Genomic DNA, 25424 nt, shown 5'->3' with positions numbered 1-25424 from the left:
GGGGATTTTTTACATCTAAATAATGGAATTAAAAATGAGCAAAGAAAGCAAGTCTTGGAAAATAACACCCGTAATAGCCCTTGGGCTTATTTTCATCACATTAAAATTAATGGGTTATATCAATTGGTCATGGTGGTGGGTTACTGCGCCATTTTGGGGCGGCTTAGCATTATGGCTCGTTATTATCGCGGTGCTTCTCATGGTTTTTGGGGCAATCACCTACAGTGAGTCGAAAAAATCATGACAACCCCATTGCGCAACCTCAAGCCCTGGACGCCAGCCGAACTGGCTTATCTACGTGACAACATCTCAACAACCCCATATCGGGATATTGCCAATCACTTAGCTCGATCAGTGCCAGCCGTCCGGCGAAAGGCATTTCTTAATGACCTGACTTCATGTCGTTGCAAACCCTGGTCACCGGATGAGGTGGCCTATCTGCGCGAGACCGTCAAAACAACACTATATCGGGATATTGCCAATCGCCTGGGGCGAACACCCAAGGCTGTTCAACAAAAGGCATTTGCTGAAAGAATAAATCCGTCAGCGATTGGCGAGCGCAACCGCAACTCCAAACACAGCGATCATGATGTAGAGCTATGTCGTGCGCTTTATGATGAAGGTGTAAAGCCTGGGATTATCGCAGACAAGATGGAAATTCCAGTCAGTGCCGTCTACCAAATTGTCTATTACCGAGTACGCCGAATTCCAACCCCCGGCAACCGTATTCAGCAATGACCAACCAACGCGGCAGAACTCAGCCCACCCCGTCACAACCTTACCCCGGAAACGATGAAACGTTTGCCGGGGTTTACTCTTGGAATAAACCCAATGCCAGCATAAACCCACTGCTGGATATTGAATGCTTCCCCAAAGCCAGCCCACTGGCGCGGGTCATTGATGCTTACCGCCAAGACCTGCAAGCGGCCACTGACGCTTTGTTGACCGAGGACGAACGCAAGGCCAGGGGAAAACGTCAGCGGTGGATTGAATATTTTGAAGAGGCAGAGGACAGGAAAGAACTCTTTTTAGCGCGCCTGGTTGAATCAAAAAAAGCTGAAGGCAGCAACCCCGCTTTAGAGATTCAGACAAATCTCACCAGCCAGCCTAAATTTATTCGCCAGCCATTACAGCGACGTATTGATTACTTACGCCGGGAACAGTGTGACGAGCGAGCCAATGCATTCTTAAACGGAACTATTGAGAAAGCATTGTCACGCCTGGACGCCATGAGAGGAAAGCAACAAACCGTCGCACTACGCCATATTGCCAGCCGTGAGAGATTAGACGGCCTGCTCCATTTGGCCGAACTCAATAAAAAAGAGGTCACCACCCTGGCAACAATGGCCGCGGCACACATGGATATGTTGCTCGATAGCCAAATGGCAACACTGCCCGCCGAAAATGCCACCCCTCGCCAGATATTGCGCGTTTATCACGCCGTTGCTAACGAAGCCCGAAAGCTATCAATCACCCCGCCGAATTGGGATGCGCTCAACGATAAAATACGCCGCAGAGGCCAAATACCTTTCGACCTGATCCCCGGTGCGTTAGCTCGTTTGCGTTGTGCGACTTGGTGGAAAGGCCGACTGTGGCGCTTACGTTGTCAGTGGCGGGAGGAGCAATTACGCGCTGTCATGTTGGTTCACAAAAAGGCATCCCCTTACATCAGTCAGGAAGCGCTTGTTTATCAGCGCGAACAATGGCGGCGTTCTACTGAGTTTATCCGTGCTCATGAGCTGGTTAATGACAGCGGTTTTGTCATGGATATGGAAGAGGTGGTTAACGCCAGCGCCAGTAATCCGCATCTACGCTATATCGAAATGATGACCACCTGTAAGGGCTTAGAAAATCTGGCAGAAATGCGCGGAGATAAGGCGATGTTTTACACCATCACCTGCCCGTCGAAGTATCACGCCACGCTTAAAGATGGCAGACCCAACCCGAAATGGAGCACAAAAACCATCAAGGAAAGCAGTGATTACCTGGTCAACCTTTTCGCAGGTATTAGGAAAAAACTCAACCGGTTAGGTTTGCGTTGGTACGGCGTCCGTATTGCTGAACCCCATCATGATGGCACCGTCCACTGGCATTTAATGTGCATCATGGAAAAACAAGACCGCGCCGCGATCACCCAGGTGATGCGGGACTTTGCTATCCGTGAAGATCGTAAAGAGTTAGGGCGGGATATTAAACCCCGTTTTGATGTTAAGCCGGTGCTCAAAAGCAAAGGCACTATCACCAGTTACTTAACCAAGTATCTGGGTAAGAACGTGCGCGGCAGCAACCTTAAAGGGAAGTTGGACAAAGCGACCGGTAAGCCAATTGTCAGTAAAGAAACCGGCCAGCCGTTGGGCGACGATACCGAAAGGGCTGTTGCCTGGGCCTCTCTTCACGGCGTCCAGCAATTCCGCTTTTTTGGCATCCCCTCCCGCCAGGTCTACCGCGAATTGCGCATGTTAGCCGGCCAGCTCCGCCGCAAGGCAGAAGCAAAAGCCATTAAGTTGGAAGCCGCCCTCCCCGACGAATCCAAAGACAAAACCGGATTAAGCAAAGTCTGGTTATGGAAAAAAGTGCTAGCCAATAGAGCAATGGACGATGTGCTAGCCGCCGCAGATGCCGGCTGCATGGCGACCTACATCCTAAAACAAGGCGGTGTGCTGGAACCTCGCCAAAACCACCTTATTCGCACCGCTTACATTGAGTCAGAAAACCCCAATGACTACGGCGAACTCGGCACCAAAATCTACGGCATCTGGTCACCCAGCCTGGGCGAGCGCTCACGCGTTTGTATCCATAGCGATAACTGGAAGATGGTACGCAAGACTGATAGCAACGACAGCCAAACCAAGGCCGTTGGGGTTGACGTTGGTTTTGATTTTGACATTGGGGCGGCAGTATCGCCCCTCGGACTCGTGGCAATAACTGTCCCCACCCCCGACGACGAAACCCCGAAGCAGCGCAAAAAACGGACAACTCCACCGCCTGATCTAAGCGATTTCAACAAAATATCGTTCACCCAACGAAGGGAAATGCGCGAAAGGTTGCGGAAATTACCGCCGCCGAGGTTTGGCGGTGACGACGAGCACGTAAAAACCCGAACACAGCCCGTCAGTGAGCCAATACTTTCGCCTGAAATGTGCCAAAAAATCGACCAGGCGGCACAGCGTAGCGGCTGGATGTTGGAAAAATGGCAAATCAGCGCGTTAGCCAAGGGTGGAAATGTGACTTTTCCCAACAAAATGACTGTTCGAGTAGACCAGGAACATTGGGATCAGGGGGAAGTGAAGTTAATTAAGACGTTTGAAACACATCGAGCACAGACATAACTGTCTATGCGGTACCGATTACCAGGCAACACAGCCAGTTATGACTGTGTTGGCCATAGGAATATTAGCTGCAGCATAGATATTTTTAACTATGGAGGGCCGACCAGTGGAAAAAGTTTCATATTTAGGTAGTAAGGCCGCAAGCGGCGCATACCAGGCAATTATCGCCCATATGCCGCCGCATGAAATTTATATCGAATCCCATTTGGGGAGTGGTGCAGTGATGTTTAATAAGCCGCGCGCCACCATTGAAATAGGAATCGATATTGATGCTTATGCGTTTACGTTAACTCGCAGGCGCTGGCACCCTGGAAAAGTGCCACACTTCCTATTTAAACAATGTGACGCAGTGGAATTTCTTGAACAGTTTGATTACAGCGGCAATGGCCGGGTATTTGTTTACGCTGATCCACCCTATTTGCCTGAAACCCGCACCAGTAGTGCAAGATATCGCCATGAGTATACGGTTGCTGACCATAAGCGATTGATTCAAACCCTGCGAAATATACCGGCCAATATCATGATTTCCGGCTATCCCTCCCCCCTTTACGATGAGTTATTAAGCGACTGGCGCACCTATGAATTTACCGTCATGACACGCGGCGGAGTCAGAGTAGAAAAAATTTGGATGAATTACCCGGAGGGTGAAGCCTACAGCGCGGCATTCGCTGGAAGGGACTATATCGACCGGCAGCGCATTAAACGCAAGGCCGAACGATGGGCGAAGAAATACCAGGCATTACCGGCCCCCGAACGCCTGGCGATCTTTTCGGAGTTGATGAAAGTGCATCAAGACGACAACAAGACAACAGACGAGGAATAAGTGAAATGACCGATATCAGTTATAGCAATACCGAATGCACACTCTTAGCCGCAGAGCACCAAGTTGCTCAAATGCTCGGTGATGCATGGAATCAATATTTACAGCTTCCGGTCGAGCATCCGACTGAGCATGACGAGTTCTTTCTGTTAATTCATGCCTGCCAGAGGATTATTTTAGCCCGTCCGGCTATTCGTGGGCTGGCAGATATAGGACTAGGGTATAAAACAGCCAAATAGATTTGCAGCCACAAAAAACCCGCCGTTCGGCGGGTTTCTCTTATCCTGGCTGACCTTGTAGCAAATTAAGGGCCATTTGCTTTTCATCTGGCCTCAGCCGCTCCAACAGTGCTTTAATCAATCCCTTATCACCCAGGCCGCTAGGGCTGACGGTGTGTGACCGGGTTAATTCATAAACGCTCGTTTCGCTACATTCTACATTGGTGCAGGTGTAATACAGGTTTGCAAGCTGGGGCGCTTGCCATACTGATTTACGGTTATGCATCCGCGCACCACACGCCGTGCAAATAACCTTGATTGTCGCCATACCATCCCCCGAAAAACCGCCATCTTGAGATGATTTTAGCACTTTTCGCCGCTTATTTCTCATACGTTACGCCCCATCACCTGGCGTGATAACAATCTCATTATCAGCCGGCTTGGTCAGTGGCAATCCATCACTGTTTAGCCCCTCAAATTGCAGGTGCAAATGGGGCGGGATTTCGGGATCATGCTTCACCGCACTGGCGAACATCCGTTGAAGCGGGATAACCTCATCTTTTCGATAAGTATCGCGTGCGGTTTCCGGGCTTGCCATCACCGCCCCGTTAGTCGGGATTATCCCCGCCAGGCCGGAGGGGAAGCGGTGCGCGGTCAAAACGTCTTGCGCACTGATACTTTTAATATTGGCGAATTCATCTTTTACGCCGGCATCACCAATCGGGATAAATTGCACTCCTTTTTCGCCACCGTCCGCGATATTGATAAACATCATTTTGAAGTTGCCAACCCCTTTGGATTCCTCAATTTTTTTCGCGATATCCTCTTCCATTTCGTCGCTTAAATTGGGGTCGGTGGTATAGATAATCCCGCCGGTATGTGCGCCGTTATGGTAATAGCGACGCCGGAATATGGTGGCTTCTGTATTCAGTAAGGCGCTATGCATCCCGCCGATATAATCCGGCAAGCCATAAACCTGCTGTTGTGGGTCGTACTGGCGCAAAAAAATCACATCGCGCGCCGGGTAAATAAGCGGCGGGCCTTTCTGCAAGACCGAAAAATCCCCGTCCTTGCGGCGTCGGACATACAGCGCCGGCAGCGGCACCAAATCCACCACATCCCCCCAACCGTTACGCACTTTCAATATAGCGATATCACCAAACAGCAAAAAGTCATAAGCCGCCTGGCCCATTTCGCCCAGGCTCAGACCGCCCCCGGCATAGTCGCTGACCACCATATTCTTGCGGGCGTACAGAACCCCGCCATGCTGCCCGCACATGTTGGCAAGTTGTGCCAGGGCCAGCCGGTCGATGGGTTGCCGCCAATGCTCGGCGGTCGAGTCGTACCAGATTTCGTGATACTGCGTTCCCTGCGTCAATATCGGCATGGGGGTATCGGTCGTTACGATGCTGAATGTGCCACGCCGTGCCGGCATGACTTGCGCATTGGATTTTTGCTGCCTGGCGCTGTAGCGCTGTTTGCGTTTGCTCATTATTTTTTCCTGTCAGACGTCCCGCCCAGCCGGATTTCCGCTTGCGTTCGTTGTTGATTGGCTCGTTTATCACCGCATGGGCGATGGCAAAGAATCGGTCGGCGTGGCCGGTGTCGGCGCTACGGTCGGCAACAAATGTCATGCCGCCGCCGCTCTTGGTGGTGGTGTGGCGAATCGCCATAAAGCTGGCCGCAATACCTTTATCCTCAATATCCCAGGCGATACGCTTATGCTCGACAACGTCGATCATCTTCATGACCAGGCGGTTTTTGCTTTCCTGGCTATAGCGGATTTCTGTCACTTCACGTCGTGCAAAGTCTTGCACCATTTCGCACACCGGCCCGCCAATGCCGGTGGTATCAATGCCGATATGGGTAATGTTGTAGCGGGTCATGTACTCCTTGATGCGGCCTACCTGGTATTTAAAGGCGAAGCCGTGCCAGGTTTCGATATGCAGTACCCGGAACGGCTCCCCGTCCACTTGTGGCGGTGCGACCAGAACAAACGAAGCGGTATCACCGGTGCGGGCGGGGTCGTAGCCGGCCCACACCTCACGGTTACCGAATGGCCGCATGGCGTTGACGTCGTGATCTTCCCAGGTACTAACGCTGGTGAGGCATTGTTCCAATTGGTCGAAACGGAATACACAATCACCGGTATCGACAAACTGGCACATGTACAACTGGTTAAAGGCGCTTGCGCTGTTTTCTTCCCGTATCTCTTCCAGGTTGATAAGAATGGCCGCAGCGCCATAGACTTTGGCTTTTTCCTCCATATCAGCAACAGCGGTTTCGACCGTAGTGATATAGCGCCAATGGCTATCCGGGCACATAATCCCGGCTTCCATTTGCGCAAAGGTCGGGAAATCGACGTTTTCCCGCGCCTTTTTACCCTTGCGCCATTCGTCGCCCGTCCAGAACGGGTAAGCCTGGTGCGTTTTAGCGCTAGGCGTTGAAATGTAAGTCCGGCGTAAATGGGTGTGCGTGGCTATCGCGCCGGCAACCCTTTTTAATTCGCTAAATCCGCGCTGATGGAAAATTTCATCTATATAGACGTTGGCGCAAAAGCCCTGGGCGGTGTTGCTGTTGGTTGACAGGAAGTGAAACTCCGCGCCATTGCTCAACACAATAGGGTCGCCGGTCAATTCAATGCCAAACAGTTCAAAAGCAAACTTGATGATATAGCGCCGGAAAATAAGCGATTGAGGGCGAGAGGCTGACAAAAACGCCTGATTGTTACCGGTTAAAATGGCATCTTCCAGCGCTTCAAATGCGGCGTACCAGGTCGCGCCGATTTGGCGTGATTTCAGCCATATCCGGTTACGGTGCTTTTTCGCTTCCCGCAGTGTGATTTGATAGTCATACAGGCCATCAACAAATTCATCAAAATCAGCCGCCACAATGCCGGCCACATTATTTCGTTTCCCGCCACGCTTGCCGCTTTTCTTTTTGCTGCTGTCGTCGCCCTCGTTGGCGATCGCCTCAATGGTGCCACCGGCTCCCGTTGCGGTTATCCCGCGCGCCGCTGCCTCCAAATTCATGGCGTGAATTTTTTCAGTGTGCTTATGACGGCTGACAATTAACTTGCAGTGCATATCAATGTATTTATCGAGTTCTTTTAACTCAATATCATTTTTATTGGCCTTATCGACCAATACAGCCGCACGGCGGTTAATAACAGATTCTAAATCTTCCTCACTTAATAAACTGCGCCAGCCGCCTTTATCCGCCCAATAGTAAATTATCCGCGTCGAATTAAGGTTTAACTCGGCGGCTATCTCTTGGGCTGTCCAGCGCTTTAAATATAATGAACGCGCAACGCCTATTAATTCTTCTGGATATTTGGATTTTCTGGTCATGCCTCATTATGGCGGCTTTATTTATTCAAAATGACAACTAAATACCGCAATAAATCGCAATACATATTTATTACGAATGAATAAGAAGTTTGATAAATGAAATAATAAAAACAATCCGCAATACTGAGTGAAGTTAATACCATCACCACGCCAAACCGATTAATTAAAAGGTTAATTATGTCCGGTTCACAACTGACAACGAATTTTATTCGCATAGCGACTGAGGGCGCGACTGTTGACGGTCGGGAAATTTCAGCGGAATGGCTGGTCGATATGGCAGAAACATACGACCCCGCAATCTATACCGCCATGATTTGGCCTGAGCATGAACGCTGGTATGGCGCGTGCGGTGAAGTCCAGGAATTAAAAGCCGAGGTAGAAGATGGCTTGATGCGCCTAAAGGCCCGGCTTTGCCCTGGTATGGATTTGCTCTATGCCAACCGCAACGGGCAAATGCTGTTTTGCTCTATTGAGCCTACCGAAACCCTGAATTTTCGCGGTACCGGAAAACCCTATCTTGAGGGCTTGGGCGTCACCAGCTCCCCGGCCAGCATCGGCACCGAGCGTATGCGCTTTAGTGCAAATAAAAACGGAAAACTTTACGGCGCACTAGAAGCATTAGTGATTAGTGATGTTGCCGACACCGAGGAATTAAATATGTCGACCAAAGACCCAAAATCAAAGAAAGCATTATTCCGCAGTCTTTTTAACCTTGCCGATAAAGGCAGTGATAAAAAACCGGAAAAACCAAAATCGCGTTTATTTTCCAGTTCCAGCCGCAAGTTTTCTGATGAAGATATTCAGACCATTGTTGAAGCAGTCGCCGAATTACAAGACACCGTCGACGAGCAAGCGGAAACGATTGAAGAGCAAGCGACCATTATTTCCGAGTTGCAAGCCAATGACACCGACGTGACCGAAATTCAGGAAGCCTTGACTGAAGTTAAATCCGAATTGGTCACCGTACAAGAAGAAGTGACCGAAATTAAAGACGAGGTCACCGGCGGTGAATTCAGCAAACTTAAAAACAAACTCAATGCTGCTGATAAAAAATTCAACAAACTTGAACAAGTCACCACCAAATTACCCGACGCCGCCCCTAATGCGTCCAGCGGTAAGAGTTACAACTTCTGATTTACGGTTAATTAAACCGGAACAGACAGAATTAAATAGCCATTGCGGTAAACGCACTGACAAATAAACGAGAGCACTCATTATGCCAATGAATAAGTTATATGAACTGACGCAAAACTATGCCCGGCGCATTGGTGAGGCCAGCGGTTCGAATATTAATACCCTGCCAATCAGCACCAACGGCATTGGACGGTTCAGCATTAGCGCGCCGCAGGAAACGGCTTTGCGCCTGGCGTTGATGGAGCAAAACTGGTTCCTGCCACTCATTACCACGCGTGATGTTGACCAGATTCGCGGCCAGGTGATTGATGTTGGTAATCCGGGCCTGTTTACCGGTCGCCGAGTTGAGGGCCGATTCACCAAGAATGTGGGCCTGTCTGGCAACATTTACCAGTTATACCCAACGGATTCTTGCGCTCGCCTGCCGTGGGAGACGCTTTCTAACTGGATTCATTCAGGCACCACGGATGATGAATTTATTCAGTTAGTGGCTGAGTTTACCCTGCGTACTTTTGCTAATGACACCTTGCGTGTCGGGTTTAATGGCACCAGTGCGGCGGTTGAAACCGATGACGTGGCGAACCCGAACGGGGAAGATGTCAATATCGGTTGGCATCAAATCGCGAAGAACTTCGATACGTTACACGCGAATTCAGCCACACCAGAACAAGACCGCATTCCAGGCTTTACCCAGCGCGTGATCAATCCCGGCGACGGTGAATTGACCATCGGTGCAAACGGTATCTTTAAAACGCTGGATGCGATGGCCTCCTGGTTAATCAGTACCACCATCCCAAGCCAGTTCCAGAACGAACCGGATTTAGTCTTGTTGATTGGTTCAGACCTGATTGCCGCCGAGCAATTCCGTTTGTTCCAGGAAGCGGGCAAACCGACCGAAAATATCGCCGCCCAAATGCTCGCCAATACGGTGACCGGTCGCCGCGTCTACGTTGCACCGTTCCTGCCAGGCAAACGCATGGCCGTTACCCCCTTGGCAAACTTGCACAACTATAACCAGCGTAATCACCAATACCGCCGCGCGGAGCATGTGCAAGACCGTCTTGGCTTTGAAAATGCGTGGTGGCGTAACTCTGGTTATGCGCTAGGGCATCCAATGCTGTACGGCGCAATTGATGAATCATCTATCACCATCGAAGCGGAAGAAGATATCAATACCGCGATGTTAGAAGGGTTGATCCCCGGTGTATCAGGTGACGGCGCGCCAAATCTGGATAACACCCAGGTATAAGCGGAGGGAATCCCATGACGTTTAACCCGTTACGTTTTCGGGCGCAGGCTTTAGCCCTGGCGAATGTGCAACGCGCTGCCACGGAAGATGCCGAGCCTGGCGCAGACGAAAGCCTGCACTTGCAACTGTTGAGCCTGGAAAAAGACGTTAAACGCCTGGGCGCATTAACTCGCATTGCCGACAAAATAGAGCTAAAGGCGCGGGAGTTATTACCCAAATGGCTCCCGTATGCCGAGCGCTATCTCAAAGCGGGTAAGGTCTATCAATATCCTGTTTTCGGCTATTGCGTGGTTTGGCTGTTTGATACCGGTGATATCGACAAAGCGCTGGATTGGGCTGATATCGCCATCATTCAAAGCCAGGCAACACCGGACAAAATTAAATCAAAATTTCCGGCTTTTGTGGCTGATTTCATTCTGGATTGGGCCGCAGATGAGGCACAAGCGGGACGCAGTATTGAGCCGTATTTTTCCCGCACCTTTACCAATGTGCGAGAGAACTGGCGGTTAAACGAAAGGCACACCGCCAAATGGTTCAAGTTCGCCGGCGAGTTCCTTATGCGCGACAAAGACGGTAAACCCGCTGCCGCCGCGATCAGTGATATTCCGACATTAATCCGGGCCAATGAATTGCTCGCCCAGGCGGAGGGATTTCATAAAAAAATCGGGGTGGAAACCTTGCGTAAGCGTATTGCGTCACGCGTTCGCGCCCTGATAAAGCAAGCCGCTGAAATGGCGGAACCCAACACCGCCCCCTGACTGTTGTTTTTAAACAGGTCCCGGGGCAGTACCGACACCCGGCCAGCCGGGGCGGGCGAAGTGGAGGCCGTAGCGCTTTGCGTCTCACGGGCCGTGGAAACTTGTCAGCCCGCACCCCATAACGAGAGGTTTTTATGTTTCGACCCGGTGATAACGGTTTTCAGAAATCCACGTTAACCAATGATGGCTTTTGGCCTGACCTGGCACTGGATGAGTTCCAACGTGAGCGCAGCATACCGCCCACAATTAACGAAAAAACCGTGGTGCAAGCCATGCTTGCCGCCGTTGCCGAGATTAACACCTCGTTAGCCAGTTTTACCACGCTGCAAAAAAGTAAGGGCTATATGACGGCCAGCGCGGTACCCGGCCCAAAGATGGAGGGCGAGAACGCACTGACCGCCCAATATAAAAAAGCGGTTTATGCCCGAACAAAAGCCGATTTGATGGGCGAATTTGCCGCCGTCAGCCGGCGCGAGGACAACACCAACCAGGACGCGCCGCAGACAAAAGCGTCATTACTGGCTGAGGCCGCAGTGGTATTGCGCGGCATTAAGGGCCGGGGCCGCGTGGGAGTGCACCTAGTATGACGCAGCTAGATGAATTATATGGCTTTGTTAGTAGCCTTTTGCCCGAACGTCTGATGAAAACCACCGGGGCCGATGCCTGGATGGAAGATATTGAAATCATCCACGCAGCTAAGGCTTGGGGGCTAGGTCAGCGTCGTGTTGCCATACGCCAATATCAGGCGACGTTAGCCTGGGAGCGCTGGCCCTATCGCCAGTATGACCCGGACACGCTATTTGCCCTGGTCATGGTCTGGCTGGCTAAACATGCCAATGAACATTACAACCGGGATGAAATGCCACCGCCTGACGTCATCATGCAACTGAAAGATAACGATAACGCGATCCTGTATGTCACCGTGCCACTGGCTGACAACATCATTCTGATCGAAGACGAGGACGAAGGCATTATCCCGATTGAGGGTAAGCGTTACCGGGTTGCGCCACCCACGGTGAACACCGCGACAGCCGGCTGGATTGTCGGCGCTAATGGAGCCACCGCACCGACCCACCCAACGGGTGAGAGTGATGCAAGCTGACTTTACGCTGAACCGCGCCCAATGGGAGGCGCTTAAAAAAGATTTGGCCGCGCTGGAACTGCCACCCAATAAGCGTAAGCGCCTGCTGTGGCGGCTGTTGAAATTAGGCGTGATGCCTGCTGCCCGTCGCCACCAAAAGCAACAGGCCAACGCCGAGGGCGTCAAATGGCCCAAACGCCAGAACGGTTTCAAAGGAAAAATGATGCGGGGATTGCCAAAAATGATGGCAATCAGTGAATTACCCGCGGCTGATTCCGCAAAAATTTATTTGCGCGGCAACAAAAAAACGTCGCCGGGCGTGGTCGGGAAAATGCAGCAATCAGGCTTTACCACCACGATCACTGCTGACCAGGCAAAGAAACGAAATAGCAGCGAGGCCGGCGCGACACTGCGCCAGGCTAAACGGTTACTTGATTTGGGTTACACCGTTTTTCCAAAGACTGCACCGCGCAGCCCGTCCGTGAGTGAAATCATGGATTCACTGAGCCGGGACAAAGCCGGGGCCATTATCCGCAGTCTGGAGGGGCGAAAAGCAAAAGCAAGCTGGACGGTGACCTTGCCAGGCCGCGAATGGCTGGCAGTCAATGACGATGAATTTAACAAAATGCTGGCGCGTCAGATGCAAGCCATTAATTACGGCGGTGGCGTCCGGGCGCAAGACATTAAGGGGAAGGTAAAAAAATGACATGGCCCACAGTTACGATAGACCAGCTTAACCAGCGCCAGGGCAAGATTAACGAGGTAGAGCGTACCGTTTTATTCATCGGTAGCGCTGCTGATGATTCTGAAATCCCCGGCGACTTGATCGCGCTGGATTCACAATCTGATATCACCGTTGTGCTGGCTGATGCTGATACGGCATTACGTGAGAACGTCCGCGCCGCACAGCGCAATGGCGGTCAGAACTGGCAAGCCTATGCGCTGTTATTGGCGGCTGATGCAGAGGCTGGCGACGATATGTTGGCAATTCTCAGCGCTCAACAGATGATTTCTGTTGAGGGGGTTATCTGCACCATCCCGATCACTACCGTGGCCGATGGCCGCACCAAAATTAATTTATACGCCGCTTTGCGCGCCGAACTGACCAATAAATATGGTCGCTGGGTGTGGTCAATGCTGACTGTTTCCGGGCCGGCGGCGCTGCCTGTACCTGTGTCATGGTCAGCGTACCAGGCATTTCTTGCTGAACTGGAGACCGGCATTGCTGCTGAGTCCGTGCAACTTGTCCCGGCACTGTGGGGCAATGAAGCTGGCGTGTTGGCCGGCCGATTATGTCACCGCAGCGTGACCGTGGCCGACAGTCCGGCCCGCGTGAAAACCGGGGCATTAATTGGGCTGGGGATTGATAGCGCCGAAATGCCCGTTGATAGCAACGGGGTGGAAGTTACCCTGGCGCATTTGCGCGCCATGCACGACCTGCGTTATTCCGTGCCGATGTGGTACCCCGATTACGAGGGCATGTACTGGTCTGATGGTCGCACCCTCGACGTGGTCGGCGGTGATTACCAAATCATTGAAAATCTGCGCATTGTTGACAAAGTCGCGCGCCGGGTACGGATTCAGGCAATCAGCAAAATTGCCGACCGTTCGATGAACAGCACCCCGGCCAGTATTGCGGCACACCAGACCTTTTTCGCCCGCACCATGCGCGATATGTCTCACAGCTCGCAAATTAACGGCGTGATGTTCCCTGGCGAAGTGAAATCGCCCCAGCCGGGCGACGTGAAAATTACCTGGTCGGATATCGAAACCGTGAGCATTTACCTGGTTGTGCGGCCATATGGCAGCGCTAAAACCATTCAGATTGGGATCATGCTAGACCAATCCATTACCGCCGTTTCGGAGAATTAATCATGACGACTGCACGCATTGGCGGTAACTCAATCGACATTACCCTGGGTACGCAAATTATCCATGTCAAAACCGTTTCAGTGGATATCACTGACAACACCGCCGCTACTCAATCGCGCGGTATTCCTGATGGTTACGTCGCGGGTGATGTATCCGCCGAGGGGGAAATGGAGGTTGATACCAAGAACTTTAAAAAACTCAGTGCTGCCGCTAAATCCGCTGGCAGCTACCGCAAGATGCCAACCACCGATATTTTGTTTTACGCCAACACTGGCGATGAGGAATTAACGGTCGAGGTCTTTGGTTGCAAGCTGATTATTACCAGCCCGTTAGGTTTTGACCCGAAAGGCGGTGAGACGGCCACGCATAAATTTAAGTACATCGTGACCAGCCCGGACTTTATCCACATTGACGGCACGCCGATTTTATCGAGCGACGACGTTCGCGACTTGATCGGTTGAGTGATGTATATGCCAAACGGAGAAACATCACTCATTAGTCGCCTGTTATTACTGGGCTTTGTTGGGGCGGTTATTGGGATTGGCAAGTTATTAGCCAGTACCGAAGAGATAACGCTACGGCTGATTTTGGGCCGGGCAATATTGGGATCGGCTGCATCCTGGCTGGCGGGCCTGGCAATAATTCACACGCCTGGCCTGGGCGAACTGGAGTTGGTCGCTATTGCTGCCGCCCTGGGCATTGCGGGTTCAAGTGCCATTGAGTTGGCACTAAAAATGTTAATGAAGCGCTATTTAGGCGTACATAAAAAGGATGGGGAATCATGACATTAAGCGAAAAACAGGCGGTATTTACCGTCATGATCGCCCAGCTCATCAATTGGGCTGACGAACACGGCTACCGCCTGACCTTTGGCGAAGCCTACCGCACCTCAGAACAGGCCGCGCTAAACGCCAAGAACGGCAAAGGCATTACCAATAGCCTGCACACGCAACGCCTGGCGGTGGATTTCAATCTGTTTATTAACGGCCAATACCAGGATAAGAGCGAAGCCTACAAGCCCCTGGGGGAATATTGGGAATCTATCGGTGGCGCATGGGGCGGGCGCTTCAAAGACGGCAATCATTTTAGCCTGGAACATAACGGGGTGAAGTGATGCTTGCAAGGCTGCTGGTTATTCTGGCGATGTCCGCTGCATGGCTAACAGGCTGGAATATGCACGCCAGCCGTGTGGCAACAATCGAGCTGGCAATGACCAAAATCGCGGCTATCAACCGCGCCCAATTTGAAGACGTTGCCAGCGCGTCGGCGCGCCAGCTTGAGAACAAATTAACGGAGTTAAAAGCTAATGAAGTGCACACCGAGCGACTTATCAGGACTGAGATTATTAAACCGGTATTTAGCACTGTTTGCGCTACTGATGAGTATGTCCGGTTGTTCAACGCCAGTGCGGAACGTGCCGAACGTACCTTATCAGGAAAACTTGTTGACCCCTTGCCCGGTAACGCTGCCACGCCTGACCGGTAATACTGGCACCGATTTTAGCAACACATTGCAGCAATATGCGCAGATGTACCCGGATTGCGCCGCACGGCACAACCAGTTAATCGCCGAAATTCACTTACGAAAGGAATTAGAGAAATGAGCAAAGAAACCAAAGACGTAATCACCCTGACCGTAAAAGGTATGGATGTGCAATTTGCCCCGACCCTGGTCGCGTATAACAAGTGCCTGAATGAGTCGGCGCGGGATGAAAATATCGTCGGTGCTGTCAGTACCTATCTGAAACGCATTGTTGTAGCGGAATCACGCGACAACCTGGCCGAGCTAATGAAACTCCCCGGACTGGCGGCACAAATCACTAAGAAAGTGAATGAGATTTACGCGCCGGATGCCGAAATCGAAGTAAAGGAATAACCGCGCAAATTCAAGCAATTAAGAGTAACCCGCTTGAACAATATATGACGCTCCGACGTCATTACCTGCCACACGAAGGTGATGACGTTATGAGCCTGGCGCGCGCGGCCTGGCTGGCTGAATATTTCCAGGAAAGCACCATTAACGGAGTCGCTGGCGGGGTTTGTAAAGCCTTTAACGGTGAGTAGGGATAATCATGAAAGAGCTGTCTTTTCTGTTGAGTCTTAAAAATAATCTGAGCGCACCGCTCGGCAAGGCGCAACAGTCTGTCGAGCAGTTCGCCAAAAACTCACAACGGGCATTTAAGCAAATCGCGGTCGGGGCTGTGGGCTTATGGGGTGTGACCCAGGGCGTTAAAGCCTTGGTGGCACCCGCTTATGAAGTACAAAAAACGCTAGATGAACTGTCTACGCGTAATGTCAGTACGCAAGCCCTGGATAAAATGTTTAAAGCGGCGCAGACCTTTAGTACCGCCTATGGCAAGAATGCCGCCGACTTTATCAGTTCAGCCACCATCATCAAAAGTACCATTGCCGGCATTACCGATAATGAGTTACCACGCTACACCACCGCCATAAACACCCTTGCCATAGCGACCAAAGGCAGCGCAGAGGGGGCCGCTAATTACATGGCTGATATGGCGAATAACTTCCGCACCACGGCCAGCGAAATGGGCAATATTCCGTTTGCTGAAATGATGGCGTCTAAAGGTGCGTATATGGTGCAGAATTTTGGCGCAAACCTTGACGAAATCCGCGAAATGGTCAAGTCCAGCAAGGGAACCGGTACCCAAATGGGGGCGGGTATGGATGAACAACTCGCCGTCCTGGGGATGCTCAAGCAGACCAAAGGCACTGAGGCCGGCGGTATTTATGACGCATTCCTGAAAAGTGCCATTGAGGGTGGTAAACAGTTGGGCCTGAGCTTTACTGACGCACAAGGCCAGATGTTGGAGTTCCCCGACATTCTGCAAAAACTTCAGGCGAAATTCGGTAACACCATTGAGGGCAACGTTAAGGCGCAAGCCGCATTAAATAAAGCCTTTGGCGAGGGCGCACAGGCGTTGACCGCCACCTGGGGCCAGGCCGATAAGTTGCGCCAACATATGCGTGATATGGGCAACACCCAGGGATTGGATCATGCGGTGGCGATGGCGAAAAAAATGGCCGATATGTGGGAACGGGTTGATCAGGTGTGGAAACGCATTCGAATTGCCGTCGGGATGCAGCTTATCCCGGCTATTTCCCCGCTGGCTGATTATGCGATTAATGCCGGGACTCAGTTTGCCAAATGGCTGGATATGTTCCCCAATATCGCCCGCTGGATTGGATACCTCGCCTTGGCAACTTTGGGCGTAGCCGCCGCCGGCGCAGTCGCCAATATCGTCATGGGCGTAGCGAAATTTATCTGGCTGGGCCTGACGGGGATCTGGACTGTGGCAACCACTGTTATCAAAGCCCTGACATGGGCGCTCAATATCAAAGCGCGCGCCATTCAGTTAGCCACTTTTGCCACAGTCATTTATAACGGGGCGCTCAAGTTCTTGCGCGTTGCACTGTTAGCAACCCGCATGATGTTGATAAGCAGCACCGTCGCCATGCGCGCCTACGGTATCGCCACCATGCTGGCCGGTGTTGGGATGCAGTTATTGACCAGCCCGATCACCTTGATTATTGCTGGCCTTGTCGCGCTGGCGGCAGGGGTTTGGTATGTCATTTCACATTGGGATCAGCTTAAAGCCACCTTGCTGGACAGTGCCGCGTTTCAATGGGTGATGAAGATTGCCGGCCAGGTGGGGGCGATGTTCTCCGGTGTATGGGCGTCGATTACCCTGGGCTGGCAAATGGTGGTGGCATACTTTGGCGGCTTGTCGCCGGTCGCCGCATTTAATGATTTTGCTGACGCCATCGGCAATGTCTTTAGCAAGCTGTGGGACTACTTAACCGAGTCTTTCGGCGCGACTTATAACTGGATTGTCACCAAGTTAAATAAAATCCCCGGCGTAAGTATCGACCTTAAACCCATCGGCCAGGGCGAGAACGGCGCAACCGCGCCAACGGCATTACCCGCGCCGGCGGGTTTAGTGAGTCCAGCCATGAATAAGGGCGGAATAGCCAAATCCCTGACCACCAATAACAGCAACCAGAGCAGCACCGTGCGCACCGGTAACACCATCGGCGAAGTGAATATTTACCCGCCGAATGGTGCCACGCTGGATAGCATCATGGAATCAAGGGAGTTGGCCGCCGGATGAGTGAACAACTGTATATCGACCTGCTGATAACCGACGGCGACTTTACGCTGTCGTCCGGGAATGAACCGCTGTTGTGTGATAACCGCATCAGCATTGCACAGGATTGTGTCCATCGGATTATCGAATCCGGTCTGGTCAAACTGTTGATTGCCGAGCGTAGCCCGGTATTGCGCGCCGATATCCTGTTGCAAATGGAGCTGTTGACCGAAACCGATAATCGCCTTGTGCCGGGTACCATCGTGATAACCGATGATAGCCAGGGCAATTATTTTATTACCGCTGATACCTACGAATTCGGCCCACTGTCGACCGGAGGCTTATGATGAATAACCGCCCCAATCCTGACTATAAAGCCATACTGGCCGACGAGGGAGTGCCGACCACCGAAACGCAAATGCGCGCTGAATTTGTGGCGGTGGTGGCTAAAGAAAACCTAATTACCAACACCTCGAATATGTCGCCGTTCTGGCGGCTGATCAAGGCGATTGTCACCGCGCCGGCACTGTGGCTGGTCAATGCGTTATCCAGTACCGTAATGGCAAATATGTTTCTTGCCACCGCCAGCGCGCCATTTGTTGATCTGTTTGCCTGGGCGGTTGAGATTGAGCGAAAAAAAGACAGCCCCGCACAGGGCGTGATCCGCTTTACCAAAACCAGCGCCAGCCAGGCGGTAACAGTCGCCGCCGGTACCGTTATTCAGACAGAGCGTATTAATGGAACGGTGTATAAATTATTGACGCTGACCGATACGGTTATCGCTGCCGGTAGTGCCAGTGCATTAGTTGCGGTTAAAGCTGAATCAGCGGGCAGCGCTCACAACCTGGCACCGGGTTATTTTCGCATTCTGCCGGTCGCGGTGGCCGGCATTGCCAGCGCGGTCAATGAAGATAATTGGCTGGTGACGCCAGGAGCTGACATTGAAACCGATGATGAATTACGCGACCGGGTACGCAATCAGTTTAATTTGCCGGGTCAATATCATATTGATGCTGTTTACCGCGGCCTGATTGCTGGCATTGCAGGTTTAAGCACTGACCGGATATTTTTCTTACACGATGCGCCACGCGGCCCCGGTACCGCTAACGTTTATCTGTTGTTGGATTCCGGTATCGCCAGCCAGCCATTTATCGATACGGTGAATGATTATGTGATGAGCCAGGGCAACCACGGCCACGGCGATGATGTGCTGTGTTTGCCACTGCCAGAAGTGATTTATGACCTGACGGTCACGTTGCATCTTTTTGCTACGAGCAATTTAAATGATGAACAGACCGCCGTTTTGCTGGCAAATATCCGCAATCTGATCGGCTGTGCATTTCGTGAAAACACCGATTACAGCGTACAAAAGACCTGGCCGCACAGCCGATTTTCAATGTCGCGCCTGGGGGAAGAATTACACGATCACTTTGCTGAAATTGAGTCACTGACATTTTCGCAACAGGACATTATCAGCGGGTTATCCGTGCCACGCCTGGGCGTGTTGACGCTGGAGAATGCCAATGGATAAGCTACCTCAATTTAACTTGCCGGTATGGCTGAATAAAGGCGAGCCAGTGAAATTAATGCGTGCCTGTCTGGCATTTTGGCAACAGGTTTACACCTGGCTGAAATGGCCGCTTAACCAGACTGACCCGTTAACCTGTGTCGTGCCGCTACTCAACGCCCTGGCTTATCAGCGTGATGTAACACAGTTTGCCGGCGAACCGCTGGCGTTATTCCGTAAACGGGTAAATTACGCCTTTATTAACGCCAGGGATGCCGGCTCGTTGGCGGGGTTTGCTGCCATATTTGAACGTTTGGGCATTGGTGTTATCACCCAGCATGAGCGCCAGCCTGGCTATGATTGGGACGTTATTATTATTCGGGTAAATGATAATCAACTGGCTGAAAATAATAATTTAATGATGGCGCTTATTCGCCAATACGGCCGCACCTGTCGCCGTTATATTTTCCAGGTGATTAATACGAAAACTTTAGCCATCCACGGTGGTGAGTTTGGCGGGGATTATTATTACCACCATGCAACATTAAATATTGCCCCTGGCATTATGACGGCAAAAGTGATTTCAACACCGGCGCAAATGCAGCACACGCACGAAGTGTATTCAGCAAAATTAAAATAAGGAATTGTTATGGCTACTGCAATTACTCGCGCCTTTGAGCACTGGCAGGCGCAACAGATATTAAATAATTTACCGGCCCGGCCTGATACCGTTATTTTCGCACACATTCCAGGACTGGACAGTAATACCGAAATTGACCGTGACGAGGGTATTCCTGACGCAGCATTCATCGTACACCGTGAAGCGGTGGCGCAATATGGCGTGATTAATGATTCAGCGGTTGCCTATTCCGTGGTACTGGATACCCGCGTCGGTGATTTTTCCTTTAACTGGATCGGCCTGGTCGATTCGGCCAGTAATACCCTGTGCATGATTGTACATAATGCATTGCAGCAAAAAATCGCCACCGCTGGCGGTGTACAAGGCAACAACATTACCCGCACCTTTGTGATGGAGTTTGACGGAGCCGCCGAGGCCAGCCAAATAACCGTCACCGCGCAAACCTGGCAAATTGATTTTAGCGCGCGGTTGAGTGGGATAGATGAAATCACCCGCCTGGCAAATTATGACTATTACGGCCATGCGGCATTTTTTGCTGATGGTTTTTCTGTCATTAAAGAAGCGGATAAATACCGGGTTAATCCGGGGCTGGCTTATATCGGTGGTATTCGTGCATTACTGACTGACGCGGTTTTATTAGATGCCAGTGAGAATAATGTTATTTACGCGGATGTAAGTTTGCAGGGCAGTGTATTAGGGCAATTTAACGCCATTATTCATATTGGTGTTAAAAACAATGCCGATGATTTGGCTAATTATCCCGATCCAAACGGCTTTATGCACTATGTAGCGCCGCTGGCATTAATTACCGCCAGCGGGGAAGAAGATAAACGCGAAGCCAATCCGTTTGATAAAGCCATTGCCGATATTAACGCCGCCCTCAAAGAGCATGAGAAATCGCGCAATCACCCGGATGCCACGCTGGCCGCGAAAGGGTTTACTCAGCTAAGCAGTGCAGTTAATAGCGACAGCGAAACACTGGCGGCAACCCTGAAAGCAGTCAAGATTGTGATGGAAAACGCCAGCGCCCGACTAGCCAAAGAGCGCAACGGCGCGGATATTCCCAACGTGGCGTTATTTCGGCAAAACATCGGGGCAATTAGCAGCCAGGACACCAATATTCAATTAGCAGGCTTATTATCGGTACTCAGCCACATCACTTCTACTAACGGTCATATCATCGCAACTAACGGCAATATTGCTTGCAATAACGGCAACTTATACGCCGGTACGGGGGTTGCATCTGGTATGAATGTTCATGCAGCTAAAAACCTAATAGCCGTTGAAAATCTCTCTGTGGGTGGGCGCGGGGATATCACGGGAGATTTTCGTGGTGGGCGCGTACTGTCTAAATCTGATGTCATTGTTGGTGAGGGGCAAGCGGGCGGCCATGCGACGATTAACTCTACAGGCAATATCGCGGGTTCTCAGTGGGGTGGCGGTTGGCTATCAACACGCACAGCCCGCGCATTTGCCGTGTTCAACGCTAAAACAGGGGCCGTTTCTGGCTCCGTAGGCATTTCAAGCGTGACACGCAATGCGGTAGGTACATATACCGTAGTCTTTTCCAGTGCGATGCCCGGCACATATGCGGTAATGGTTGGGGTGGATGGGGCATATAACACACATGAACCGACAATAACTTCAAAAGCAGCCACTTCATTTCGCATTCTGACGCCCGGCGACGGTGGAGTTGATTACGGACTCCATGACTTAAATGAAATCCAATTCGTTGTTTTCAGTACAGGAGTATAAAACATGAAAAACTTAGATACTGATGGTGAAGTGCCAGATGATGAGTTGTTGGTTGTTGATGAAGAGATTATCTATGACGACTTGTTCGTAGCCGTGTACAAAGATGAAACGGGCCTGTCAGTGGTTAATTTTAACAGTCAGGCAAGTCTCGACTCATTTAATCACGATGATTATTTTCTCATCATTGAGCGCAGTAAATTACCAGACCAAAAATACCAGGCAGCTTGGGAGTTTAATGGTGAACGGAATGGCATTGTCGTAAATTCCCTTTGGTTGCAAGAAATGCAGGTAGCAGAAGCGGAAAGGGAACGTAACCACAAAATCTGGTTAGTACAGGACGAGCTTACCGCGCTGCAAACTGACCTGATGCTGGGAATTATTGATGATGAAGATACTACGCATTTAATCAAACTGAAAAAATACGTTATTGCTCTCAAGCAATTAGATGTAGCAACTGCACCGGATGTTATTTGGCCGGAGCTATCAGATGTGGCGTAAATCATTATTACGTATCCCGCCGAATCTGGCTCCGGTCAATTGCTCGACCGTGACCGCTCACCCCTGGGCATTCGGCGTCGGTCAAACGGAGAAGTCAGGCTCGTTTCTCAGTCCGGCCAATGCGATAAATGCACTCGCCAGCCGACTGGTCGGCGTAGATAGCAATCAAGATGTGCTGGTATTACTTGTTACCGCTAAAACCCTGGCCGAGTTTATTACTTTGCTGACCGCCGCCGCCGAGGTGTTCCCGATACCGGCACTGACCCAGGTTCAACGCCGGGCTAAAGCGGCCTTGAGTTTAGATGTCAGCAAGATGCAAATCCCTGCGCGGCTGGGTGGTTTGCCCGCCAGCGCGCCGCTATCGGTTGCCACCACCCGGCTGGCGTCCGGTGCGCAAGCCTTGCAAAAAGCGATCAGCGATACCGCCGCCGGCAGTAGTAGCGAGGCTATCGGTAGCGCCCTGGTAGCATTTAAACAACAGCGCGCCGCGTTGCTGGCCGAGGCAAAAAATAGCCTGGCACAATTACAAGGGGCGAGTGTGCCAATTTGGGCGCTTTCGGTGGAGGGCAACACGCAAACGGCGATCACCGAGATGAAAAAAGACATTCCCGACAGCCAGGCCATTTTTAGCCTGGCAATTATGTTTGTGGGCGCTGATTTGGCCCCGCTACGTGCGATGGTGGTTAATCATGGCTGATGTGGTCACGCTGGCCCTTGATGGGGAAGCTATCTTACTCAATAACATTTTGGTGACGCTTTCTATGTCAATTCAGGACAAAGACCAAAGCGGCCAGGCCAGCAGTACCAGCAAATCAGAACAGGGCACCAAGGGCAAAGAGTTGCGCGTGTCCGGGTTAATTAAATACACCAATCCCGCCATGTTGACGCGAATTTATAGCCTGGCCGAAGCCAAGAACGGCGATGGCAGCAAAAAGCGTTATCGTGTCGCCCATTCATTAGCCCAGGCGGTGAAGTTCCGGGAAGCCACCTTTACCAGTGGCGTGGATGCCGCCGAACAAACAAATGCGATGGCCTGGCTGGTGAATTTTACCCTGACTGAGCATTCCAGCGTTGCCGAGCGTAAGGCCCAGCAAGCCAGCAAGGGCGGTAAAAATGCCACCATCCAAACGGCGGGCGGTACTGCGAGCGCGTCAGATGGCGAGACAGCAGAAAGCCGCTCATGGTTTGAAAGTGTGCTGCAAAAGGTCGATAACGCTATCGGCCCAGCCGGAGGGGATGCATGAAATCTATTGTCACTTTACGTATTGGCGATGATGAAATTCCCGCCAATAGCTTAAACCTGTCGCTTTCCCTCAATGGATGCGGCCTGGGGTTTATTACCGCGCTGACTGAGGAGGATTGTAACGGTAAATTGGTGCGGCTGGATTTGGGTTATAACGCCTCAATTTATCGTTGGTTAACCGGATTTGTTGAGCGTAGCGCGCCGGCTGAAAATGGCGCGCAGCGGTTAATGGTGCGGGAGCTGGTCGGCGTGTTTGAACGTTCCTGGCCGTGCTCATTGCAACATCCCACATTGCGCGACGTGACCGACGCGGTCGGCAAAGCTACCGCGATGCGTTTTGTGTTGCCGGAAAACACCGCTTACACCGATACCCCGATCCCCCATTTCCAGCACAATGGCAGCGGTAGCCAACTGATGTTCAATTTGGGGCGCGCGTTCAGTATCCCGGATTATGTCTGGTACCAACTGTCGGACGGCACCGTCTATGTCGGCAGTTATGCCGATTCCCGTTTTGCACAAACGCCGGTTGATATTCCGCAGGAGTTCACCCAGGGCGGCGGCGGCGGTAACAGCCTGACTTTGCCACTTATCCCGGCCATTCGTCCGGGCGTGATAGTGAATGGCCGACGCATCACCAGAGTTGATGTGAGCGACGACAGCATGACCTTGAACTGGACGCCGTTAAACAGCCAGGGCCAGCCGGCGCAGAAATCCCCGGAACAGCGCCAGATTGAAAAACTGTATCCAGAATTGGGCGCGGGTTTGCATTTGCCCCGCCGCGCGCGGGTGATGAGTCCGACTGATGCCGCCGAGTTGGGCGACCCGTCCGATCCATTCCGGCCACGTTATGCCGTCAATGTTCAATTACTGGACGAGAACGGCAACGCCGCCGCCGGCGCGCAAGAATATAACGCGGTACCACTTCCCATTCCGATGGCCGGCAGTGAGGGCGGTATGTTCCAGTTCCCGCCAGAGGGGACACTGGTCGAAATTGGTTTTGCTGATGGTCGGCCTGATAAGCCGATGATTAGGCAAATATTGTCTGAGGGGCTATCACTGCCAGCAGTCAAGCCAGGGGAGCAATTGCAACAGCAGCGCGCCGGCGTCAGTCAGCGCGTAACGGTTGATGGCAGTTGGCAGCGTGACACCGACCAGGCGATCGAGGAAACCAGCAGCCGGCGCAGTGTGACCAGTGACGAGGAAAACCGTACCACCACCACCCGCAAAACCACGGTAAAAGCCAACGACAGCACCACGGTGCTGGGAACGAAAACCCTGATGGCCGGCCAGGTGGTGCAACTTGCCGAGGGTGACTATTCGATAGGCACCTCGGCCAACATGGTGATTAAAGTTGGCAAAGACAGAAATGACGATGTTGGCCAGAACCAAAATACCAAGGTTGGCCAGAACCACACAACCGACGTTGCCGGCGCGCTCACAGAGAAAATCGTCGGTATTCGCCGCAGTGTTGCCGCCGCTCAGGAACTTATCGCGCCATCGGTGCGCCTGGGTACCGATGAAATCAACGTGCTGACACTGTTAACCGATACGCTGGATGTGATCCAAGCACTGGCACAACAGACAGCCAGCCATACCCATACCAACACTGACGGCCCACTGAATGCCGGCGATTTCACCGCGACCGCCAACCACGCGCAAGCCCTGACCGCCAAGTACAGCCCCTTTATTGCCTAACCACCATCGAGCACAGACAGAAACGTCTGTGCTTCAGTGCTCCTAACACCCCCAAACAGTAATAAAATTACGTAATGTCCCTGTAAGAATTACAGGAAAATCCCTCATTGCTCACCCAGCAAGGCCGGAGCGCATCGCATATGACGCACTGAGAGCCACACCAAGCCACG

At 51.8% G+C, this 25424-nt stretch carries 30 protein-coding genes; 27 read left to right on the top strand and 3 right to left on the bottom strand.

The annotated features are described in order from the left end of the window. The first annotated feature begins 34 nt into the window (after positions 1-34). The 5 genes from FTB31_RS13645 to FTB31_RS13625 all read left to right on the top strand — a co-directional run bounded on the left by FTB31_RS13645 (position 35) and on the right by FTB31_RS13625 (position 4388). A complete protein-coding gene (locus FTB31_RS13645; RefSeq protein WP_227731474.1) occupies positions 35-244 on the top strand; it encodes a hypothetical protein in 210 nt (69 codons plus the stop codon). Beyond that, positions 241-738 carry a hypothetical protein gene (locus tag FTB31_RS13640; protein WP_227731473.1) on the top strand — a complete coding sequence of 166 codons (498 nt, stop codon included), beginning with the start codon at positions 241-243 and terminating at the stop codon, positions 736-738. Before FTB31_RS13645 ends, FTB31_RS13640 begins: the two co-directional genes overlap by 4 nt. Then, the gene (locus FTB31_RS13635) at positions 735-3329 is read left to right on the top strand and encodes a replication endonuclease (RefSeq protein WP_227731472.1); all 2595 of its coding nucleotides are present in this window, start codon (positions 735-737) and stop codon (positions 3327-3329) included. Before FTB31_RS13640 ends, FTB31_RS13635 begins: the two co-directional genes overlap by 4 nt. 172 nt (positions 3330-3501) lie before the next feature. Then, entirely contained in the window at positions 3502-4152 is a 651-nt protein-coding gene (locus FTB31_RS13630) for a DNA adenine methylase (protein WP_227731484.1), read from the top strand. Between the two features lie 5 nt (positions 4153-4157). After that, positions 4158-4388, top strand: a complete 231-nt coding sequence (locus FTB31_RS13625) for a hypothetical protein (RefSeq protein WP_227731471.1) — start codon at positions 4158-4160, stop codon at positions 4386-4388. A 40-nt stretch (positions 4389-4428) separates the two neighbouring features. On the opposite strand, the gene FTB31_RS13620 is transcribed toward FTB31_RS13625, so the two are convergent. From FTB31_RS13620 to FTB31_RS13610, 3 genes are all read right to left on the bottom strand, one after another. Next, positions 4429-4695 carry an ogr/Delta-like zinc finger family protein gene (locus tag FTB31_RS13620; protein WP_227731470.1) on the bottom strand — a complete coding sequence of 89 codons (267 nt, stop codon included), beginning with the start codon at positions 4693-4695 and terminating at the stop codon, positions 4429-4431. A 66-nt stretch (positions 4696-4761) separates the two neighbouring features. Then, positions 4762-5646, bottom strand: coding sequence for a phage portal protein (locus tag FTB31_RS13615; RefSeq protein WP_320407167.1), 885 nt, complete (start codon positions 5644-5646; stop codon positions 4762-4764). Then, on the bottom strand, positions 5540-7717 hold the full coding sequence (locus FTB31_RS13610; protein ID WP_320407166.1) for a terminase large subunit domain-containing protein: 2178 nt from the start codon (positions 7715-7717) through the stop codon (positions 5540-5542). Before FTB31_RS13610 ends, FTB31_RS13615 begins: the two co-directional genes overlap by 107 nt. A gap of 177 nt (positions 7718-7894) precedes the next feature. Here FTB31_RS13610 and FTB31_RS13605 point away from each other — a divergent pair, with 177 nt between their 5' ends. From FTB31_RS13605 to FTB31_RS13495, 22 genes are all read left to right on the top strand, one after another. Continuing rightward, entirely contained in the window at positions 7895-8851 is a 957-nt protein-coding gene (locus tag FTB31_RS13605; protein WP_219643406.1) for a GPO family capsid scaffolding protein, read from the top strand. An 82-nt stretch (positions 8852-8933) separates the two neighbouring features. Further along, a complete protein-coding gene (locus FTB31_RS13600; protein ID WP_227731469.1) occupies positions 8934-10100 on the top strand; it encodes a phage major capsid protein, P2 family in 1167 nt (388 codons plus the stop codon). Positions 10101-10114: 14 nt separating this feature from the next. Next, positions 10115-10858: a phage terminase small subunit gene (gpM, locus tag FTB31_RS13595; RefSeq protein WP_227731468.1), complete on the top strand. Its 744-nt coding sequence runs from the start codon at positions 10115-10117 to the stop codon at positions 10856-10858. A gap of 134 nt (positions 10859-10992) precedes the next feature. Next, the gene (locus FTB31_RS13590) at positions 10993-11445 is read left to right on the top strand and encodes a head completion/stabilization protein (protein ID WP_227731467.1); all 453 of its coding nucleotides are present in this window, start codon (positions 10993-10995) and stop codon (positions 11443-11445) included. Continuing rightward, positions 11442-11960: a phage tail protein gene (locus tag FTB31_RS13585; protein ID WP_227731466.1), complete on the top strand. Its 519-nt coding sequence runs from the start codon at positions 11442-11444 to the stop codon at positions 11958-11960. The genes FTB31_RS13590 and FTB31_RS13585 overlap by 4 nt, the downstream gene beginning before the upstream one ends. Further along, complete coding sequence (locus FTB31_RS13580; RefSeq protein ID WP_046050854.1) at positions 11950-12645, top strand: hypothetical protein; 696 nt, start codon at positions 11950-11952, stop codon at positions 12643-12645. The genes FTB31_RS13585 and FTB31_RS13580 overlap by 11 nt, the downstream gene beginning before the upstream one ends. Then, on the top strand, positions 12642-13811 hold the full coding sequence (locus tag FTB31_RS13575) for a DUF2586 domain-containing protein (protein WP_227731465.1): 1170 nt from the start codon (positions 12642-12644) through the stop codon (positions 13809-13811). Before FTB31_RS13580 ends, FTB31_RS13575 begins: the two co-directional genes overlap by 4 nt. Positions 13812-13813: 2 nt before the next feature. Next, the gene (locus tag FTB31_RS13570; RefSeq protein WP_046050856.1) at positions 13814-14272 is read left to right on the top strand and encodes a phage protein; all 459 of its coding nucleotides are present in this window, start codon (positions 13814-13816) and stop codon (positions 14270-14272) included. Positions 14273-14281: 9 nt separating this feature from the next. Next, positions 14282-14596 carry a phage holin family protein gene (locus FTB31_RS13565; protein WP_042548627.1) on the top strand — a complete coding sequence of 105 codons (315 nt, stop codon included), beginning with the start codon at positions 14282-14284 and terminating at the stop codon, positions 14594-14596. Next, positions 14593-14925: a M15 family metallopeptidase gene (locus FTB31_RS13560; RefSeq protein WP_227731464.1), complete on the top strand. Its 333-nt coding sequence runs from the start codon at positions 14593-14595 to the stop codon at positions 14923-14925. The genes FTB31_RS13565 and FTB31_RS13560 overlap by 4 nt, the downstream gene beginning before the upstream one ends. After that, a complete protein-coding gene (locus tag FTB31_RS13555; protein ID WP_227731463.1) occupies positions 14925-15296 on the top strand; it encodes a hypothetical protein in 372 nt (123 codons plus the stop codon). The genes FTB31_RS13560 and FTB31_RS13555 overlap by 1 nt, the downstream gene beginning before the upstream one ends. Before the next feature lie 114 nt (positions 15297-15410). Next, the gene (locus FTB31_RS13545; RefSeq protein ID WP_046050860.1) at positions 15411-15686 is read left to right on the top strand and encodes a putative phage tail assembly chaperone; all 276 of its coding nucleotides are present in this window, start codon (positions 15411-15413) and stop codon (positions 15684-15686) included. 44 nt (positions 15687-15730) lie between these two features. After that, the gene (locus FTB31_RS13540) at positions 15731-15874 is read left to right on the top strand and encodes a DUF6890 family protein (RefSeq protein ID WP_227731461.1); all 144 of its coding nucleotides are present in this window, start codon (positions 15731-15733) and stop codon (positions 15872-15874) included. An 8-nt stretch (positions 15875-15882) separates the two neighbouring features. After that, positions 15883-17940: a phage tail tape measure protein gene (locus FTB31_RS13535; protein WP_227731460.1), complete on the top strand. Its 2058-nt coding sequence runs from the start codon at positions 15883-15885 to the stop codon at positions 17938-17940. Then, on the top strand, positions 17937-18263 hold the full coding sequence (locus FTB31_RS13530; RefSeq protein ID WP_046050862.1) for a DUF2590 family protein: 327 nt from the start codon (positions 17937-17939) through the stop codon (positions 18261-18263). Before FTB31_RS13535 ends, FTB31_RS13530 begins: the two co-directional genes overlap by 4 nt. After that, positions 18263-19447, top strand: a complete 1185-nt coding sequence (locus FTB31_RS13525; protein WP_046050863.1) for a baseplate J/gp47 family protein — start codon at positions 18263-18265, stop codon at positions 19445-19447. The genes FTB31_RS13530 and FTB31_RS13525 overlap by 1 nt, the downstream gene beginning before the upstream one ends. Then, complete coding sequence (locus FTB31_RS13520; protein ID WP_407084058.1) at positions 19440-20063, top strand: phage tail protein; 624 nt, start codon at positions 19440-19442, stop codon at positions 20061-20063. The genes FTB31_RS13525 and FTB31_RS13520 overlap by 8 nt, the downstream gene beginning before the upstream one ends. A 9-nt stretch (positions 20064-20072) precedes the next feature. Continuing rightward, a complete protein-coding gene (locus FTB31_RS13515) occupies positions 20073-21818 on the top strand; it encodes a phage tail-collar fiber domain-containing protein (protein ID WP_227731458.1) in 1746 nt (581 codons plus the stop codon). A gap of 3 nt (positions 21819-21821) precedes the next feature. Next, positions 21822-22316, top strand: a complete 495-nt coding sequence (locus FTB31_RS13510; protein ID WP_227731457.1) for a tail fiber assembly protein — start codon at positions 21822-21824, stop codon at positions 22314-22316. Further along, complete coding sequence (locus FTB31_RS13505; RefSeq protein ID WP_227731456.1) at positions 22306-23013, top strand: hypothetical protein; 708 nt, start codon at positions 22306-22308, stop codon at positions 23011-23013. Before FTB31_RS13510 ends, FTB31_RS13505 begins: the two co-directional genes overlap by 11 nt. Next, positions 23006-23560 carry a baseplate complex protein gene (locus FTB31_RS13500; RefSeq protein ID WP_227731455.1) on the top strand — a complete coding sequence of 185 codons (555 nt, stop codon included), beginning with the start codon at positions 23006-23008 and terminating at the stop codon, positions 23558-23560. The genes FTB31_RS13505 and FTB31_RS13500 overlap by 8 nt, the downstream gene beginning before the upstream one ends. After that, positions 23557-25254 (top strand): hypothetical protein, encoded by a 1698-nt coding sequence (locus FTB31_RS13495; RefSeq protein WP_227731454.1) that lies wholly within the window; start codon positions 23557-23559, stop codon positions 25252-25254. The genes FTB31_RS13500 and FTB31_RS13495 overlap by 4 nt, the downstream gene beginning before the upstream one ends. The last annotated feature ends 170 nt before the right edge of the window (positions 25255-25424 follow it).

The organism is Yersinia proxima (assembly GCF_902170785.1).
Lineage (GTDB): Bacteria > Pseudomonadota > Gammaproteobacteria > Enterobacterales > Enterobacteriaceae > Yersinia > Yersinia proxima.
This window is presented reverse-complemented; position numbering and strand designations above follow the sequence as displayed.

Coding starts and splice junctions, on each gene's coding strand:
- FTB31_RS13645 (WP_227731474.1), top strand. CDS start 35: ATGAGCAAAGAAAGCAAGTCTTGGAAAATAACACCCGTAATAGCCCTT.
- FTB31_RS13640 (WP_227731473.1), top strand. CDS start 241: ATGACAACCCCATTGCGCAACCTCAAGCCCTGGACGCCAGCCGAACTG.
- FTB31_RS13635 (WP_227731472.1), top strand. CDS start 735: ATGACCAACCAACGCGGCAGAACTCAGCCCACCCCGTCACAACCTTAC.
- FTB31_RS13630 (WP_227731484.1), top strand. CDS start 3,502: ATGCCGCCGCATGAAATTTATATCGAATCCCATTTGGGGAGTGGTGCA.
- FTB31_RS13625 (WP_227731471.1), top strand. CDS start 4,158: ATGACCGATATCAGTTATAGCAATACCGAATGCACACTCTTAGCCGCA.
- FTB31_RS13620 (WP_227731470.1), bottom strand. CDS start 4,695: ATGGCGACAATCAAGGTTATTTGCACGGCGTGTGGTGCGCGGATGCAT.
- FTB31_RS13615 (WP_320407167.1), bottom strand. CDS start 5,646: ATGTGCGGGCAGCATGGCGGGGTTCTGTACGCCCGCAAGAATATGGTG.
- FTB31_RS13610 (WP_320407166.1), bottom strand. CDS start 7,717: ATGACCAGAAAATCCAAATATCCAGAAGAATTAATAGGCGTTGCGCGT.
- FTB31_RS13605 (WP_219643406.1), top strand. CDS start 7,895: ATGTCCGGTTCACAACTGACAACGAATTTTATTCGCATAGCGACTGAG.
- FTB31_RS13600 (WP_227731469.1), top strand. CDS start 8,934: ATGCCAATGAATAAGTTATATGAACTGACGCAAAACTATGCCCGGCGC.
- gpM (WP_227731468.1), top strand. CDS start 10,115: ATGACGTTTAACCCGTTACGTTTTCGGGCGCAGGCTTTAGCCCTGGCG.
- FTB31_RS13590 (WP_227731467.1), top strand. CDS start 10,993: ATGTTTCGACCCGGTGATAACGGTTTTCAGAAATCCACGTTAACCAAT.
- FTB31_RS13585 (WP_227731466.1), top strand. CDS start 11,442: ATGACGCAGCTAGATGAATTATATGGCTTTGTTAGTAGCCTTTTGCCC.
- FTB31_RS13580 (WP_046050854.1), top strand. CDS start 11,950: ATGCAAGCTGACTTTACGCTGAACCGCGCCCAATGGGAGGCGCTTAAA.
- FTB31_RS13575 (WP_227731465.1), top strand. CDS start 12,642: ATGACATGGCCCACAGTTACGATAGACCAGCTTAACCAGCGCCAGGGC.
- FTB31_RS13570 (WP_046050856.1), top strand. CDS start 13,814: ATGACGACTGCACGCATTGGCGGTAACTCAATCGACATTACCCTGGGT.
- FTB31_RS13565 (WP_042548627.1), top strand. CDS start 14,282: ATGCCAAACGGAGAAACATCACTCATTAGTCGCCTGTTATTACTGGGC.
- FTB31_RS13560 (WP_227731464.1), top strand. CDS start 14,593: ATGACATTAAGCGAAAAACAGGCGGTATTTACCGTCATGATCGCCCAG.
- FTB31_RS13555 (WP_227731463.1), top strand. CDS start 14,925: ATGCTTGCAAGGCTGCTGGTTATTCTGGCGATGTCCGCTGCATGGCTA.
- FTB31_RS13545 (WP_046050860.1), top strand. CDS start 15,411: ATGAGCAAAGAAACCAAAGACGTAATCACCCTGACCGTAAAAGGTATG.
- FTB31_RS13540 (WP_227731461.1), top strand. CDS start 15,731: ATGACGCTCCGACGTCATTACCTGCCACACGAAGGTGATGACGTTATG.
- FTB31_RS13535 (WP_227731460.1), top strand. CDS start 15,883: ATGAAAGAGCTGTCTTTTCTGTTGAGTCTTAAAAATAATCTGAGCGCA.
- FTB31_RS13530 (WP_046050862.1), top strand. CDS start 17,937: ATGAGTGAACAACTGTATATCGACCTGCTGATAACCGACGGCGACTTT.
- FTB31_RS13525 (WP_046050863.1), top strand. CDS start 18,263: ATGAATAACCGCCCCAATCCTGACTATAAAGCCATACTGGCCGACGAG.
- FTB31_RS13520 (WP_407084058.1), top strand. CDS start 19,440: ATGGATAAGCTACCTCAATTTAACTTGCCGGTATGGCTGAATAAAGGC.
- FTB31_RS13515 (WP_227731458.1), top strand. CDS start 20,073: ATGGCTACTGCAATTACTCGCGCCTTTGAGCACTGGCAGGCGCAACAG.
- FTB31_RS13510 (WP_227731457.1), top strand. CDS start 21,822: ATGAAAAACTTAGATACTGATGGTGAAGTGCCAGATGATGAGTTGTTG.
- FTB31_RS13505 (WP_227731456.1), top strand. CDS start 22,306: ATGTGGCGTAAATCATTATTACGTATCCCGCCGAATCTGGCTCCGGTC.
- FTB31_RS13500 (WP_227731455.1), top strand. CDS start 23,006: ATGGCTGATGTGGTCACGCTGGCCCTTGATGGGGAAGCTATCTTACTC.
- FTB31_RS13495 (WP_227731454.1), top strand. CDS start 23,557: ATGAAATCTATTGTCACTTTACGTATTGGCGATGATGAAATTCCCGCC.